A 13,412-nucleotide genomic window follows, 5' to 3' on the forward strand; every position below is an offset into this window, starting at 1 on the left:
TGCGGGGTTCTGCCCCGGTGCCTTCCGGTGGTCCTGCCGCGTGGTCTTTCCGGGGCCCTGCCTCGGTGTCACCCGTGGTCAGCCCGCGTGGTGTTCACGGGGCTCTGCCTCGGTGCCTTCCCGCGGCCCTTGCCTCGTGGCCTGCCCGAGGTGTTCTCCTAGGGCTTCATCGACCGGTAGTAGCGCCGGGCGCCCTCCTGCAGGGGCAGCGGGTCGGTGTAGATGGCGGTGCGCAGGTCCACCAACTGGGCGGAGTGGACGTGGGCCCCGATGCCGTCGCGGCTGTTGATCACCGTACGGGTCACCCACTCGGTCAGCCGGGGATCCATGTCCGCACGGGTCATCAGCAGATTGGACACGGCAATGGTCGGCACCTGGGCGCCCAGCTGCACGTGCGGGTAGGCCGACTCCGGGATGTTGGTGGGGCGGTAGTAGCGCGCCCCCTCGCCCTCGCTGTGCAGCCTGGTGACGAGGTCGTCGTCGATCGGCACGAAGCGGAAGGCGGCCTTCTTCGCCAGCCCCACCAGTCCCTTGGTGGGCAGGCCGCCGGACCAGAAGAAGGCGTCGATCTTCCCCTGCTGAAGCCGCGCGGGCCCGATGTCGATGCCGTCCGCCACCGGGGTGATGTCCTTGCGCGGGTCGATGCCGGCGGACCGCAGCACCCGGTCGGCGATCAGCCGCACCCCGGAATCGGGCAGTCCGGTCGCCACCCGCTTGTGCCGCAGATCCGCGACGCTCTCGATGTCCGAGCCGCGGGGCACGATGAGATGCACGTAGTCGTCGTAGAGCCGGGCCACACCGCGCAGCCGCCCGGCGCCGCTGCCGTGCCGCAGCCCGTACGTCGCCACCGCGTCGGCCGCCGCGATGGTGAAGTCGGCCTCCCCGGTGGCCACCCGCTGGACGTTCTCCTGGGATCCGGCGCTGGGGAGCAGCTTCACCTTCAGGCCCGGCATGTCCTTGCCGAGTTCGGTACGCAGCCGCTCGCCGTACTCCTGGTAGACCCCGCGGGACGAGCCGGTGCTGAACACGATCGTGCCGCTCGGCGGCTTCTCGCCCAAGGGCAGCAGCCACCACAGCAGCAGCCCGAGGGCCACGACACCGGCGGTTGCGCCCTGCAGCGCCCGGCGCCTGCTGATTCGGGGGAAGACCTTGGACATGCGGCGATCCTGCCAGCCGATGCGGCGCCCTGACCAGGGCCGGGGTCACTCCGGGCCCGCTCGCCGGCCGGCGGGCGTTGTCAGTGGCGGCCGTTAGAGTCGCCGACATGAGTTCTTCGCCCGCCGACCTCGTCCGAGAGTTCCACCGTGCCTTCGGTCTCGACGCCCGCAGTACGCCGACGGAGGTGGAAGCCGAACTGGCCGCGCAGCGCGGGGAACTGCTCGCCGAGGAGGCCGCGGAGGTCGCCGAGGTCGCGGTCGAGGGGCCGCTGGACCGGCTCGCGCACGAGCTGGCCGACGTGGTGTACGTGGCGTACGGCACGGCCCTGGTCCACGGCATCGACCTCGACGAGGTGATCGCCGAGATCCACCGCGCCAACATGACCAAGCTCGGCCCGGACGGGCAGGTCGCCCGCCGGGCCGACGGCAAGGTCCTCAAGGGGGACCATTACCGGGCGCCGGACGTGTCGGCCGTGCTGCGCCGCCAGGGCTGGATACCGGGCGGCGCGGCCTGACACCTCCGCCGGCGCCTACGAGGACAGCGAGCCGCCCGCCAGCTTCCACTCGCGGTGCAGACTGCCCAGGGGGATGCTGCGCTGAATGACGGGCGTGCCGAAGATCGACAACTGGAGCCGCAGGGTGCCGGACAGGTCGACGCCGCCGTACACGCCCCAGGTGCCCTCCGCCTTGGGCGCGCTGCCGTCGGTGGAGGCGGTGACGGTGCCGGAGGCCTCGCCGCGCAGGTAAGGGGCCAGGTCGGCGGTGACGCCGACGGTGCCGTAGAGACCGACCGTGGCTTCGGCGCCGAGCGCGGTCTTCACGGTGCCGGCGGTGGTGAGGGAGGCCCGCACCGGTGTGCTGGTCATGTTCGAGGAGCTGACCGGGGTCCACCCCCGGGCCGGGCCGAAGGTGCCGCCCGCCTTGAAGTCGCCCTTCAGGCTCTGCTCGACGTCGACGGTGACCCGGCCGTCGGCGCTGATCTGGAAGTAGCAGGTCAGATCGAGGTTGACGACGACGGGAACCGGGCCGACCTGCAGCACCGGGTCGGCGTGCAGCTTGGCGAACGGGATCCGCAGCGGGGTGCCGGTCGCCGCGGCGGCCCGTCCCTTGACCGCCCAGCCGGAGGTCCAGTCTCCGGACACACCGAGGTACGCGGAGCCGGGCGGCGCGTCCGTCCCGGTGCCGCCGTAGGAGAAGTCGACCTGCGGGGCGACCTGGACGAAGCCGTTCACGGAGGCGGTGGCCGAGGCCGGGGCGTCCTCGGCGGTCGGCACCGAGGCGCTGACGTCGAGCCGGAGGCTGCCCAGCGGCACCGTCGCGCCCTTGGGACCGGCATGCACGTCGCCGGTCTTCGACCAGGACACCTTCACGTCGGGCAGCAGTTTGTCGACGGCGAAGGAGGACGGGTCGACCGGCACGACGCCCTTCGCCGTGTCGTCGCCCAGCAGCGCGTTGAGCGTGGCGGGCTCGGTCTGCACCTCCGTGCCGCCGTCGGTCTCGCCGACCACCTTGGTGACCTTGGCGAGCAGTCCGTGCGGAGCGCCGGGCGCGGGCGCGCTGGCGATCACGTCGCCCACCGCGGTCCCGCGCGAGGCGCTGGGGGAAGAGGTGGGGGAGCCGGACGAACTCCCGTTCTTTTCCGGCTTGTCGGAGAGGACGGCGCGCCGCGTGTGGCTGTCGTAGGAGCTGATGGCGAGCGCGCTCTTGTGGGCCTGCCGGCCGGGGCCGGCCGGGCTGGCCGTTGCCGTCGCGGTGGTCTTGGGAGCCGCGGCGACGGCGAGTGAGTGGTCCGTGTCGTCGGTGGGCCGGGCGTCGGCCTGGATCTGCTTGCCGTTTCCGGCGGCCGGCCGTTCCTCGGCCTGCGGTGAGGCCGAGGAACAGGCCGCCGCGAAGAACAGAGTGGTCACGGCGAAAGCGGGCAGCAGGGCACGTCTGTGCCTCATGCGTCTGCGCAAGGTCGGTCCTGGGAGAAGTGGGGGGTGGCAGAGAGGTACCGAAGACCGGGCGCTACTCATGGGTAGAACCAGACGGTAACTCGATGACGGCCATGAGCATGCCATGATCCTGAGCGGCCCCCTGCACAATCCGGCCACAACTCAACGTGACCTGTGCCACGACGAGTTGGCGGGTGAGCGGGCTCAGCGGCCGGTCAGGCCCGTGCCGCCCAGCCGGGTCAGCAGGTCCGCGAGCCGGGCGATGTCCTGCGGGCTCCACGCGGCGCCGGCGAAGATCTCGGTGGCGGTCTCCTCGGCCGTGGCCAGCATCTCCGCGAGCCGCTGCCGGCCGGTCGCGGTCAGCGATGCGTAGGCCACGCGCGCGTCCCGAACGTCCCGTTCGCGGGTCACCAGCCCGATCCGCTCCAGTGGAGCCAGCCCGCGCGTGACCCCGGAGGCGGTCAGACCCAGCGCCTCGGCCAGGTCGACCCGGCGCATCCGGCCGCCGGCTGCCTGGCCCAGCCGGAGCAGCAGGGTGAAGTCGGCGAGACTCACCCCGTGCAGCCCGCCGAGCCGTGCGTCGAAGCGGCGCACGAGCGCCGCCTGGGCCCGTACCAGCCGCAGCGACGCGTCCAGAGCCTCACTCATGACCGGCTCGCCTCCGAAGTCCCTTGCGGTTTCCTTGACTACTCAAGTTTAGGCGCTGTGGAGTCGTGCCGCGCGGCGCTGACGCTTGCCCAGAGGCGCCAGAGAAAGGTCCTCAGCGGTGCTCCGGAGGCGCTTGAAGGCGTAGCCGCGCTCGGCCAGCCAGGTCTTCGCCGCCTCCTCGGCCCGCTCGGTGGCCTCGAGGATGTCCTCCTCTTCTTCACCCGTGGCGGAGAAGCGGAAGACGAAGGCGGGGCGGGCGGCGATGTCGTAGGTGAGGGTGCCCTCGGGCGTGAAGGCGGCGCGCAGGACGTCGTGCTGGGCGGCGCCGGCGAGCAGAGCGGCACGCTGCGGCTCGGTGAGGGCGTCGAAGGCGCCGCGGACGGTGATACGGAAGGTTCGCGTACTCATTCCGCGACCTTAGGCACAGCGGGACGGACACCTCCACCGGGTTTCCGGGCCGTCCGGTTCCCGGCCGTACCGGACGCCCGAGGGCCGCGGACCGCGGGCAAACCCGAGTGGTCGCCGGCCTCCCGCGTGCGAGGCTCGTCCCCACGGGCACCGCCGCACCGGGCCCGACCGCCGCCGAGGATCGGCGGCAGGGGCTGTCCGAGGGACCGCCTACCCTTGAGACATGACCAGCAGCAGCGACCGGAGCCCGGCAGTGGACGTTCCCTCCCCCAAGAGTTACGAGATCCGCACCTACGGGTGCCAGATGAACGTCCACGACTCCGAGCGGTTGGCCGGCCTGCTCGAAGACGCCGGCTACGTGCGCGCGCCCGAGGGCTCCGACGGCGACGCGGACGTGGTGGTCTTCAACACCTGCGCGGTCCGTGAGAACGCCGACAACCGGCTCTACGGCAACCTCGGCCGCCTCGCGCCGAAGAAGGCCTCCCACCCCGGTATGCAGATCGCGGTCGGCGGCTGTCTCGCGCAGAAGGACCGCGACACCATCGTGAAGAAGGCGCCCTGGGTGGACGTCGTCTTCGGCACGCACAACATCGGCAAGCTGCCCGTCCTGCTGGAGCGCGCCCGCGTGCAGGAGGAGGCGCAGGTCGAGATCGCCGAGTCCCTGGAGGCCTTCCCCTCCACGCTGCCGACCCGCCGCGAGAGCGCCTACGCGGCCTGGGTGTCGATCTCCGTCGGCTGCAACAACACCTGCACCTTCTGCATCGTGCCGGCCCTGCGCGGCAAGGAGAAGGACCGGCGCCCCGGTGACATCCTCGCCGAGGTCGAGGCGCTGGTCGCCGAGGGTGTCTCCGAGATCACGCTGCTCGGGCAGAACGTCAACGCCTACGGCTCCGACATCGGCGACCGCGAGGCCTTCAGCAAGCTGCTGCGCGCCTGCGGGAACATCGAGGGCCTGGAGCGGATCCGCTTCACCTCCCCGCACCCGCGCGACTTCACCGACGACGTGATCGCGGCCATGGCCGAGACCCCGAACGTGATGCCGCAGCTGCACATGCCGCTGCAGTCCGGTTCGGACACGGTCCTGAAGGCGATGCGCCGCTCGTACCGCCAGGAGCGCTACCTCGGGATCATCGAGAAGGTGCGCGCCGCCATCCCGCATGCCGCGATCACCACCGACATCATCGTGGGCTTCCCCGGCGAGACCGAGGAGGACTTCGAGCAGACCCTGCACGTCGTCCGCGAGGCCCGGTTCGCCCAGGCCTTCACCTTCCAGTACTCCAAGCGCCCCGGCACCCCCGCCGCGACCATGGACGACCAGATCCCCAAGGAGGTCGTCCAGGCGCGCTACGAGCGGCTGGTCGCGCTCCAGGAGGAGATCTCCTGGGAGGAGAACAAGAAGCAGGTCGGCCGCACGCTGGAGCTGATGGTCGCTGAGGGCGAGGGCCGCAAGGACGGCGCCACCCACCGCCTCTCCGGCCGTGCCCCCGACAACCGCCTCGTCCACTTCACCAAGCCGGAGCAGGAGGTGCGCCCCGGCGACGTCGTCACGGTCGAGGTCACCTACGCCGCCCCGCACCACCTCCTCGCCGAGGGCCCCGTCCTCGGGGTGCGCCGCACGCGCGCGGGCGACGCCTGGGAGAAGCGCAACGCCGCAAAGGCCGCCGAGCCGGCCGGCGTCATGCTCGGCCTCCCGAAGGTCGGCGTCCCGGCCCCGCTGCCGGCGGCCACGAGCGGCTGCGGCTGCGATTGAGTTCCTGGTAGAGGGCAGCCGCTGCCGATGGCCACATGCGGCTGCGGCTGCGGCTGAGTTCCTGGCAGTGGGCAGCCACTGCCGGCGGTCACGAGCGGCTGCGGCTGCGAGTGAGTTGGCGCAGGGCATCGAGGCAGCCGTCGGTGACGGCATGCTCGTCGTGCGGGCCCCGGCTCCAGTCGGCCGAGCGCACCCGGCCGGTTCCAGGACCGTGATCGACCGGGCGGACGCGCTGACCGAGCAGTGACGCACGCTGAGCTCGGGTTACCCTGCCGATCATGCTTGTCGCCGCAGCCGTCCTGCCCTGTCCTCCGTTGCTCGTACCCGAGGTCGCCGCGGGTGCTGCACCCGAACTGGATGCCGCGCGCGCGGCGTGCACGGACGCGCTCGGCGTGCTCGCCGCCGCCCGTCCGGACCTGCTGGTGGTCGTCGGCCCCGCCGAGCCGGACGGGCAGGGCTCGTTCGCACAGGGCACGGCGGGATCGTTCCGCGGGTTCGGGGTCGACCTGGACGTGCGTCTGGGCGCCGCCCCCCACCCCGACACCGGACCCGAGCTGCCGCCCTCGCTGGCCGTCGCCGGCTGGCTGCTGGAGCGGACCGGCTGGGCCGACGCCCCGATCGAGGGGCTCGGTGTAGACGCCGCGCTTCCGCCGGAGCGGTGCGCCGAGGCAGGGAGGGAACTGGGTGCGCGGGCCGGACGGGTGGCGCTGCTGGTGATGGGAGACGCGAGCGCCTGCCGCACGCTCAAGGCGCCCGGGTACCTGGACGAGCGCGCGGCACCCTTCGACGCGGAGGTGGCACGGGCGCTCGGCGAGGCGGACCTCGCGGCCCTGCGCGGACTGGATCCCGCCCTGGCCCACGAACTGAAGGCCTCCGGCCGCGCTCCCTGGCAGATCCTGGCCGGCGCGGCCGAACACGCCGGCCTCACGGGCGCCCTGCTGTACGACGACGCCCCGTACGGCGTGGGCTACCTCGTCGCGACCTGGTCCTGACACCGGCCACGGGACCCCCGCCCATCCTTGCCCGCTCAAGGACAACACCGGCCGCACGGCCCGGCCTGGTACCACCCCTGTACACGAAACGGCGGACGGCCGGGAGAGGTTCCTCTCCGCGGCCGTCCGACGGTATGTCTGCCGTTGTCTCCTGGGCCCGCCCGCCGCCCCGACGAAGCCGTGACGTCCATCGGGCCCGGGTGCACCACCCACATGCGGCAGGGTCACGAAGCCGGTGGCGGGCCCTCAGGTCGGGTGGGGGGCATCGGGTCGCCGGCCGCACTCTCCGGGCCGCCCTTGTGTGCGAGGCGGTCCATCGCACCCTTGGCCTTGCCCGTGCCCGCCTGGATCTTCTCGCTGTACTTGCCCTTGGTTCGCTCGTCGACGGCCTTCGCGGCCTTGTCGATCCCGTGCTGAACCTTGTCCCCGTGCTGCCGCGCGAGGTCCGACACCTTGTCCTTGGCCGGGCCGAGCTTGGCCTTCACGTTGTCCATCAGACCCATGGTCCACCTTCCCTCGCGGGCCAGTTACCTCCGGGCGCCCTCGCCGGACTCGCTGTCGGCGACCTCCTCGGCGGACTGCTGCCGGGGAATCCCGGCACCGTCGGACGCTTCGTCCGTCCCGGCGTCAGGCCGCGCGACCACGTCCGCGTGCCCGTTCCCGGCCGTCCCCTGCTCCTCCGCCGTCTCGGCTTCCTTCGCCTCGGCTCCCTTAGCCTCCGCCGACTCCGTCTGCTCCGCCTCGGTCCCATCCGGCTCCGCGCCGGTCCGTGCCTCGGCGTCCGACGCCTCCGGAGTCGTCTTCGACCTGCCGAGGAGTCGTGCAAACACGCCCATATCCACTCCATACGGTACTCGTGCGGGCGAATTCCCGCGTTGCCCGGTGCGTAGGGTTGCGCCGCCCGGGTCACCGCCTCCGGCAACCCGGCAGGCGGCACCTGCCACGGGCAACGACCCGGGGTGTACGCCGTCACGTAACTCGTTCGAGACCTCGCCAGGAGGTTTGCGAAACTGGTGCCGTGAGCAGTGCATCCCTCGCCCCCCGCGTCATCGCCGTCGTCGGACCCACCGCGGCCGGAAAGTCCGATCTCGGCGTCTTCCTCGCCCAGCAGCTAGGCGGCGAGATCGTCAACGCCGACTCCATGCAGCTGTACCGAGGGATGGACATCGGTACCGCCAAGCTGACGCCCGAGGAGCGCGGCGGCATCCCGCACCACCTGCTGGACATCTGGGACGTGACGGTCGCCGCCTCGGTCGCGGAGTACCAGAAACTGGCCCGCGCCAGGATCGACGCACTGCTCGCCGAGGGCCGCTGGCCGATCCTGGTCGGCGGCTCCGGCCTGTACGTCCGCGGAGCCGTCGACAACCTGGAGTTCCCCGGCACCGACCCGGAAGTCCGGGCCCGCCTGGAGGAGGAGCTGGCGCTGCGGGGCTCCGGCGCGCTGCACGCCCGCCTGGCCGCCGCCGACCCGGACGCCGCCCGCGCGATCCTGCCGAGCAACGGCCGCCGTGTCGTCCGGGCCCTGGAAGTGATCGAGATCACCGGCCAGCCTTTCACGGCCAATCTGCCCGGCCACGACTCCGTCTACGACACCGTGCAGATCGGTGTCGACGTGGCACGTCCGGAACTGGACGACCGTATCGCGCGGCGCGTCGACCGGATGTGGGACGCGGGTCTCGTGGAGGAGGTGCGCGCACTGGAGGCGCAGGGCCTGCGCGAGGGGCGCACGGCGTCGCGCGCGCTCGGCTACCAGCAGGTCCTCGCGGCGCTGGCCGGCACGTGCACCGAAGCGGAAGCGCGGGCCGAGACCGTCCGTGCCACCAAGCGCTTCGCGCGCCGCCAGGATTCGTGGTTCAGGCGCGATCCCCGGGTGCACTGGTTGAGTGGGGCCGCAGCGGACCGCGGGGAACTTCCGCAGCAGGCCTTGGCGTTGATCGAACGACCGGTCACAGCCTGATCACGTGATGGCATCGGGATGCGCCGCCGGTCATCCCGGCCTGCGGCGCCGTGCCATCATCGAGCTTCGATCGACCAAGTGGAGTCCTAGTTGGGAGGGCGCGTGGCGATGGAGGCCGGCCCTCGCGACACCGCACAAGATGCCGAGCACGTCACCACTGAGAGTGACGAGCTGGTCCAGGCTGCGCACCGTCCGACCGAGAACCGTCCGACCGGCGAACGGCTCCCCGACGAGCGTCCGACCGACGACCGTCCGGCCGGCGAACGGCTCCCCGACGAGCGTCTGGCCGAGGTTCCTCTGACGGAGGACGGGCCGGACGAGGCGGCGGGCGGGGTGACGGCCGACGGACCCGCGCCCGAGGAGATGTACCCGGGCGGGCCGGAAGTGGAGGTCGAGCTGCGGCCGCAGCGCCGGCTGCGCATCTGGCAGCTCGCGCCCATCGTGGGACTCTCCGCGGTCGGCTCCCTGATGTTCGCCTTTCCGCTCGCCTTCGACTTCGGCGACAGCGGCGCGGTCATCGCCATGCTCGGCCTGCTGATCTGCTCCTGCGCGGCCGGCTGGGGCATGATGGCCGCCCGCCGGGTGGGCTACACCTGGCCGGGGCTGCCGCCACGGGGCTCGGGCCGCCGCCCGGACTGGCGGGTCGTCCTCGGGTACGTTCTGCTGGTGGCCGTGGTCGTGATCCTCGCCGTCTGGCGCGTGGCCAGGCTCCGCTGAAGCGCCTCCGGGAGCCCCGGACCGTATTCGACATGCGGCTGCCGCCGCGTGGGCGATCGACTCGCGACGGTCGCCGGGGGGCGTGATCACCCACCATCGATGCGCACCGGGCCGCCGCGTGGGCGTGATCATCTGCCATCGATCCGCCCTGGGCCGTCGCGTGGGCGTGATCACTCGCCCCGACCCGCACTGCGCCGCCGCGCACGTGTGATCACCCGCCATCGACCCACACTGCGCCGCCACATGGGCGTGATCACCCGCCCCCGACCGGCGCTGCGCCCCGCCCCCACCGCCGATCGGCTCTTCGAGCGGAGCGTACCCTCGAGGAATGAGCACCAGGATCGCCTTCCTCAAGGGTCACGGCACCGAGAACGACTTCGTGATCGTCCCCGACCCCGAGAACGCCATCGAGCTGTCCCCGGCCGCCGTCGCCGCCCTGTGCGACCGCCGGGCCGGTATCGGCGGCGACGGCGTGCTGCACGTCGTGCGGTCCGCGGCGCACCCCGAGGCCAGGCACATGGCCGCCGAGGCCGAGTGGTTCATGGACTACCGCAACGGTGACGGCTCGGTCGCCGAGATGTGCGGCAACGGCGTCCGTGTGTTCGCGCGCTACCTCCAGCACGCTGGGCATGTGGCCGAAGGCGACCTCGCGGTCGCCACGCGCGCGGGCGTGAAGTCCGTCCACATCGCCAAGGACGGTGACGTCACCGTAGGCATGGGCCGTGCCCGCCTCCCCGAAGGGGACGTCACGGTGACGGTCGACGAGCGCAGCTGGCCCGCACGCAACGTGAACATGGGCAATCCGCACGCGGTCGCCTTCGTCGACGACCTCGCGCACGCGGGCAACCTGTACACCGCGCCGCCGGTCGGCCCCGCGACCGCCTACCCGGACGGGGTCAACGTCGAGTTCGTCGTGGACCGCGGTCCCCGGCACGTCGCCATGCGGGTGCATGAGCGCGGCTCCGGCGAGACCCGCTCGTGCGGCACGGGCGCGTGCGCGGTCGCCGTGGCCGCTGCCCGGCGTGACGGCGCCGACCCGGGCGTCACCGGAGCGCTGGCGACGTACACGGTCGACCTGCCCGGCGGCCGCCTGGTCATCACCGAGCGGCCCGACGGCGAGATCGAGATGACCGGACCCGCCGTGATCGTCGCCGCGGGTGAGATCGACTCCGAGTGGCTGGAAAACGCCCTTCGCTGACCTGGCGGAACGAGCCCGGCAAGGGCTTCGGACGCTCGGATCTGCGGTTCCGGCCGCCGGGACCCGTTCAAAACCCCGGCGGCGCGCGGGACATGTGGCGCAAACCCTTAAACCTCGTTTCCTTCGCTCGAATGGGTGATCCGTTTCACGCTCGGCGAGAGGCGGTCGGTCGTACGTGGTGGGCTCGGTAGCATCAAGCACCGGCACGGACGGGGGAACGTCGCCATCCCTGAGCCGCGTACGCCCTGGGGCCCCGTCCGCCGGTCCACGAGCCGGAGGTGCCCATGAGTGCGGAGGCCACGAACCCTGCGACCCCTGGCCCGGTATCGCCCACAGCGCCGAAGGCGCCGGCGGTGTCGGCAGTGGCGGGCGCCGTAGGCGCGGCCACGACGGGCACGACGGCCCGCAGAAAGTCCCGGCCGCGGATCGACCTGCGCAGGCTCGGCCGGGCCGCGCTGCTCGGCCCCGCCGCCCGTGGCAAGCTGCCCGACGCCATCAGCCATGTGGTGGACGCACACCGCGCCCATCACCCCGACGCGGACCTCGAACCTCTGCGCCGCGCCTACGTCCTCGCCGAGTCCTCGCACCGCGGCCAGATGCGCAAGAGCGGCGAGCCGTACATCACGCACCCGCTCGCCGTGACCCTGATTCTCGCCGAACTCGGCGCGGAGACCACGACCTTGACGGCCTCTCTGCTCCACGACACCGTCGAGGACACCGAGGTGACCCTGGATCAGGTGCGGGAACAGTTCGGCGAGGAAGTGCGTTATCTGGTCGACGGCGTCACGAAACTGGAGAAGGTCGACTACGGAGCCGCCGCCGAGCCGGAGACCTTCCGCAAGATGCTCGTCGCCACCGGCAGCGACGTGCGCGTGATGTCGATCAAACTCGCCGACCGGCTGCACAACATGCGCACGCTCGGCGTGATGCGCCCCGAGAAACAGGCGCGGATCGCCAAGGTCACCCGGGACGTCCTCATCCCGCTCGCCGAGCGCCTCGGCGTGCAGGCACTGAAGACCGAGCTGGAGGACCTGGTCTTCGCCATCCTGCACCCCGAGGAGTACGAGCACACCAGGGAACTCATCGCCGACAACGCCGCCCGCTCCGGCGACCCCCTCGCCGAGGTCGCCGACGAGGTCCGGGAGGTGCTGCGCGAGGCCGACATCCCGGCCGAAGTCCTCATCCGCCCCCGCCACTTCGTCTCCGTCCACCGCGTGGCCCGCAAACGCGGGCGACTGCGCGGCACCGACTTCGGCCGGCTGCTGGTGCTGGTGAACGAGGACGCGGACTGTTACGGCGTCCTCGGCGAACTGCACACGTGCATGACCCCGGTGGTCTCCGAGTTCAAGGACTTCATCGCCGTACCGAAGTTCAACCTCTACCAGTCCCTGCACACCGCCGTCGCCCGGACCGACGGCCAGGTCGTCGAAGTGCTCATCCGCACCCACCAGATGCACAAGGTCGCCGAGGCCGGCGTCGTCGCGCTCGGGAACCCCTACGCTCCCGGCTCCGACGACCCCGCCGACGGCGAGCGCGCCGACCCCACCCGCCCCGGCTGGCTCTCCCGCCTCCTCGACTGGCAGCAGGCCGCCCCTGACCCCGACACCTTCTGGTCCACCCTGCGCGAGGACCTCGCCCAGGACCGGGAGATCACCGTCTTCCGCCCCGACGGTGGCACCCTCGGCCTGCCCGAGGGCGCCACCTGCGTGGACGCCGCGTACGCGCAGTACGGCGAGGACGCGCACGCCTGCATCGGCGCCCGCGTCAACGGCCGCCTGGCCACCCTCAGCACCGTCCTGCGCGACGGCGACACGGTCCAGCTCCTGATGGGCCAGGACCCGGCCTCAGAGCCCTCCCGCGAGTGGCTGGAGCACGCCCACACCCCGGCCGCCCGCATCGCCATCCAGCGCTGGCTGGCGACACATCCCGGCGCCGAGGGGGAGGCGGCGACCGGCACACGGACCACAACCGCCGACGGGACCGGCATCCGCCCCCCGGCCGCCGAGGGGGCCGGTGTCCGGGCCGGAGCGGCGGAGGGCGGTCGTGTCCGTCCCGAGGCCGCCGAAGGGGCTCCTCCCGCCCGCCCCGCGGACGGCACCCCCGCCGCCCGGCCCCGGCGCGCCGACGTCCTCGCGGACCGGCCCGGGGCCTCCGTACGGCTCGCCGGGTGCTGCACGCCCGTACCGCCGGACGAGATCACCGGGTTCGCGGTCCGCGGGGGAGTGGTGACCGTGCACCGCGCGGGATGCGCCGCCGTGGCGCACATGAAGAGCCGGGGGCGCGCGGAGATCGGCGTGCGCTGGGGCGACACCGCCGAGTGCCGAGTCACCCTCGTCGCTGAATCGTTCGGCCGCCCCCATCTGCTGGCCGACCTCACCGAGGCGATCGCCCTGGAGGGCGCCGAGATCGTCTCCGCCACCGTCGAACCACCCAGCCAGCAGCGGGTGCGCCACACCTACACCCTCCAGCTCCCCGACGCGGCCCACCTCCCGGCCCTGATGCGCGCCATGCGGGACGTGCCCGGGGTGTACGACGTGAGCAGGGCCCAGCACCAGGCACCGGCTTCCTGAAGACGGCCTCTGCCGGTCGACCCGTTCGGGTGGGCCGGGCGCGCGTCGCCACGGCGGCGCCGGTCCGCCCTGGTAGCGGTG

Annotated in this window: 13 protein-coding genes; 7 read left to right on the forward strand and 6 right to left on the reverse strand. The window is 72.5% G+C overall.

Going from position 1 to position 13,412, the window contains the following annotated elements:
• Positions 1-158: 158 nt before the first annotated feature.
• Entirely contained in the window at positions 159-1,157 is a 999-nt protein-coding gene (locus ACZ4SF_RS29745; protein ID WP_468390220.1) for a TAXI family TRAP transporter solute-binding subunit, read from the reverse strand.
• Positions 1,158-1,264: 107 nt separating this feature from the next.
• Between ACZ4SF_RS29745 and ACZ4SF_RS29750 the strand changes: the two genes are divergently transcribed.
• The gene (locus tag ACZ4SF_RS29750) at positions 1,265-1,672 is read left to right on the forward strand and encodes a pyrophosphohydrolase domain-containing protein (protein ID WP_468390222.1); all 408 of its coding nucleotides are present in this window, start codon (positions 1,265-1,267) and stop codon (positions 1,670-1,672) included.
• 15 nt (positions 1,673-1,687) lie between these two features.
• Here the strand turns inward: ACZ4SF_RS29750 and ACZ4SF_RS29755 are convergent, their stop codons facing one another.
• From ACZ4SF_RS29755 to ACZ4SF_RS29765, 3 genes are all read right to left on the reverse strand, one after another.
• Complete coding sequence (locus ACZ4SF_RS29755) at positions 1,688-3,100, reverse strand: hypothetical protein (RefSeq protein WP_468390225.1); 1,413 nt, start codon at positions 3,098-3,100, stop codon at positions 1,688-1,690.
• 195 nt (positions 3,101-3,295) lie between these two features.
• Positions 3,296-3,739 (reverse strand): MarR family winged helix-turn-helix transcriptional regulator, encoded by a 444-nt coding sequence (locus tag ACZ4SF_RS29760; RefSeq protein ID WP_468390228.1) that lies wholly within the window; start codon positions 3,737-3,739, stop codon positions 3,296-3,298.
• Positions 3,740-3,787: 48 nt separating this feature from the next.
• Positions 3,788-4,147 carry a DUF6204 family protein gene (locus ACZ4SF_RS29765; protein ID WP_468390231.1) on the reverse strand — a complete coding sequence of 120 codons (360 nt, stop codon included), beginning with the start codon at positions 4,145-4,147 and terminating at the stop codon, positions 3,788-3,790.
• A gap of 223 nt (positions 4,148-4,370) precedes the next feature.
• Between ACZ4SF_RS29765 and miaB the strand changes: the two genes are divergently transcribed.
• Complete coding sequence (miaB, locus tag ACZ4SF_RS29770; protein WP_468390234.1) at positions 4,371-5,897, forward strand: tRNA (N6-isopentenyl adenosine(37)-C2)-methylthiotransferase MiaB; 1,527 nt, start codon at positions 4,371-4,373, stop codon at positions 5,895-5,897.
• Positions 5,898-6,175: 278 nt separating this feature from the next.
• Positions 6,176-6,889 carry a class III extradiol dioxygenase subunit B-like domain-containing protein gene (locus ACZ4SF_RS29775; protein WP_468390236.1) on the forward strand — a complete coding sequence of 238 codons (714 nt, stop codon included), beginning with the start codon at positions 6,176-6,178 and terminating at the stop codon, positions 6,887-6,889.
• Positions 6,890-7,113: 224 nt separating this feature from the next.
• Here ACZ4SF_RS29775 and ACZ4SF_RS29780 read toward each other — a convergent pair whose 3' ends face one another.
• Both ACZ4SF_RS29780 and ACZ4SF_RS29785 read right to left on the reverse strand, forming a co-directional pair.
• On the reverse strand, positions 7,114-7,392 hold the full coding sequence (locus tag ACZ4SF_RS29780) for an antitoxin (protein ID WP_468390239.1): 279 nt from the start codon (positions 7,390-7,392) through the stop codon (positions 7,114-7,116).
• Positions 7,393-7,416: 24 nt separating this feature from the next.
• A complete protein-coding gene (locus ACZ4SF_RS29785) occupies positions 7,417-7,725 on the reverse strand; it encodes a hypothetical protein (protein ID WP_468390242.1) in 309 nt (102 codons plus the stop codon).
• 182 nt (positions 7,726-7,907) lie between these two features.
• On the opposite strand from ACZ4SF_RS29785, the gene miaA reads away from it, so the two are divergent.
• From miaA to ACZ4SF_RS29805, 4 genes are all read left to right on the forward strand, one after another.
• On the forward strand, positions 7,908-8,846 hold the full coding sequence (miaA, locus tag ACZ4SF_RS29790) for a tRNA (adenosine(37)-N6)-dimethylallyltransferase MiaA (RefSeq protein ID WP_468390245.1): 939 nt from the start codon (positions 7,908-7,910) through the stop codon (positions 8,844-8,846).
• A gap of 108 nt (positions 8,847-8,954) precedes the next feature.
• Positions 8,955-9,563: a hypothetical protein gene (locus ACZ4SF_RS29795; RefSeq protein WP_468390546.1), complete on the forward strand. Its 609-nt coding sequence runs from the start codon at positions 8,955-8,957 to the stop codon at positions 9,561-9,563.
• A 328-nt stretch (positions 9,564-9,891) separates the two neighbouring features.
• A complete protein-coding gene (gene dapF / locus ACZ4SF_RS29800; protein ID WP_468390247.1) occupies positions 9,892-10,761 on the forward strand; it encodes a diaminopimelate epimerase in 870 nt (289 codons plus the stop codon).
• A 284-nt stretch (positions 10,762-11,045) separates the two neighbouring features.
• Positions 11,046-13,331 carry a RelA/SpoT family protein gene (locus tag ACZ4SF_RS29805; protein ID WP_468390249.1) on the forward strand — a complete coding sequence of 762 codons (2,286 nt, stop codon included), beginning with the start codon at positions 11,046-11,048 and terminating at the stop codon, positions 13,329-13,331.
• The last annotated feature ends 81 nt before the right edge of the window (positions 13,332-13,412 follow it).

The organism is Streptomyces sp. NPDC027663 (assembly GCF_055566415.1).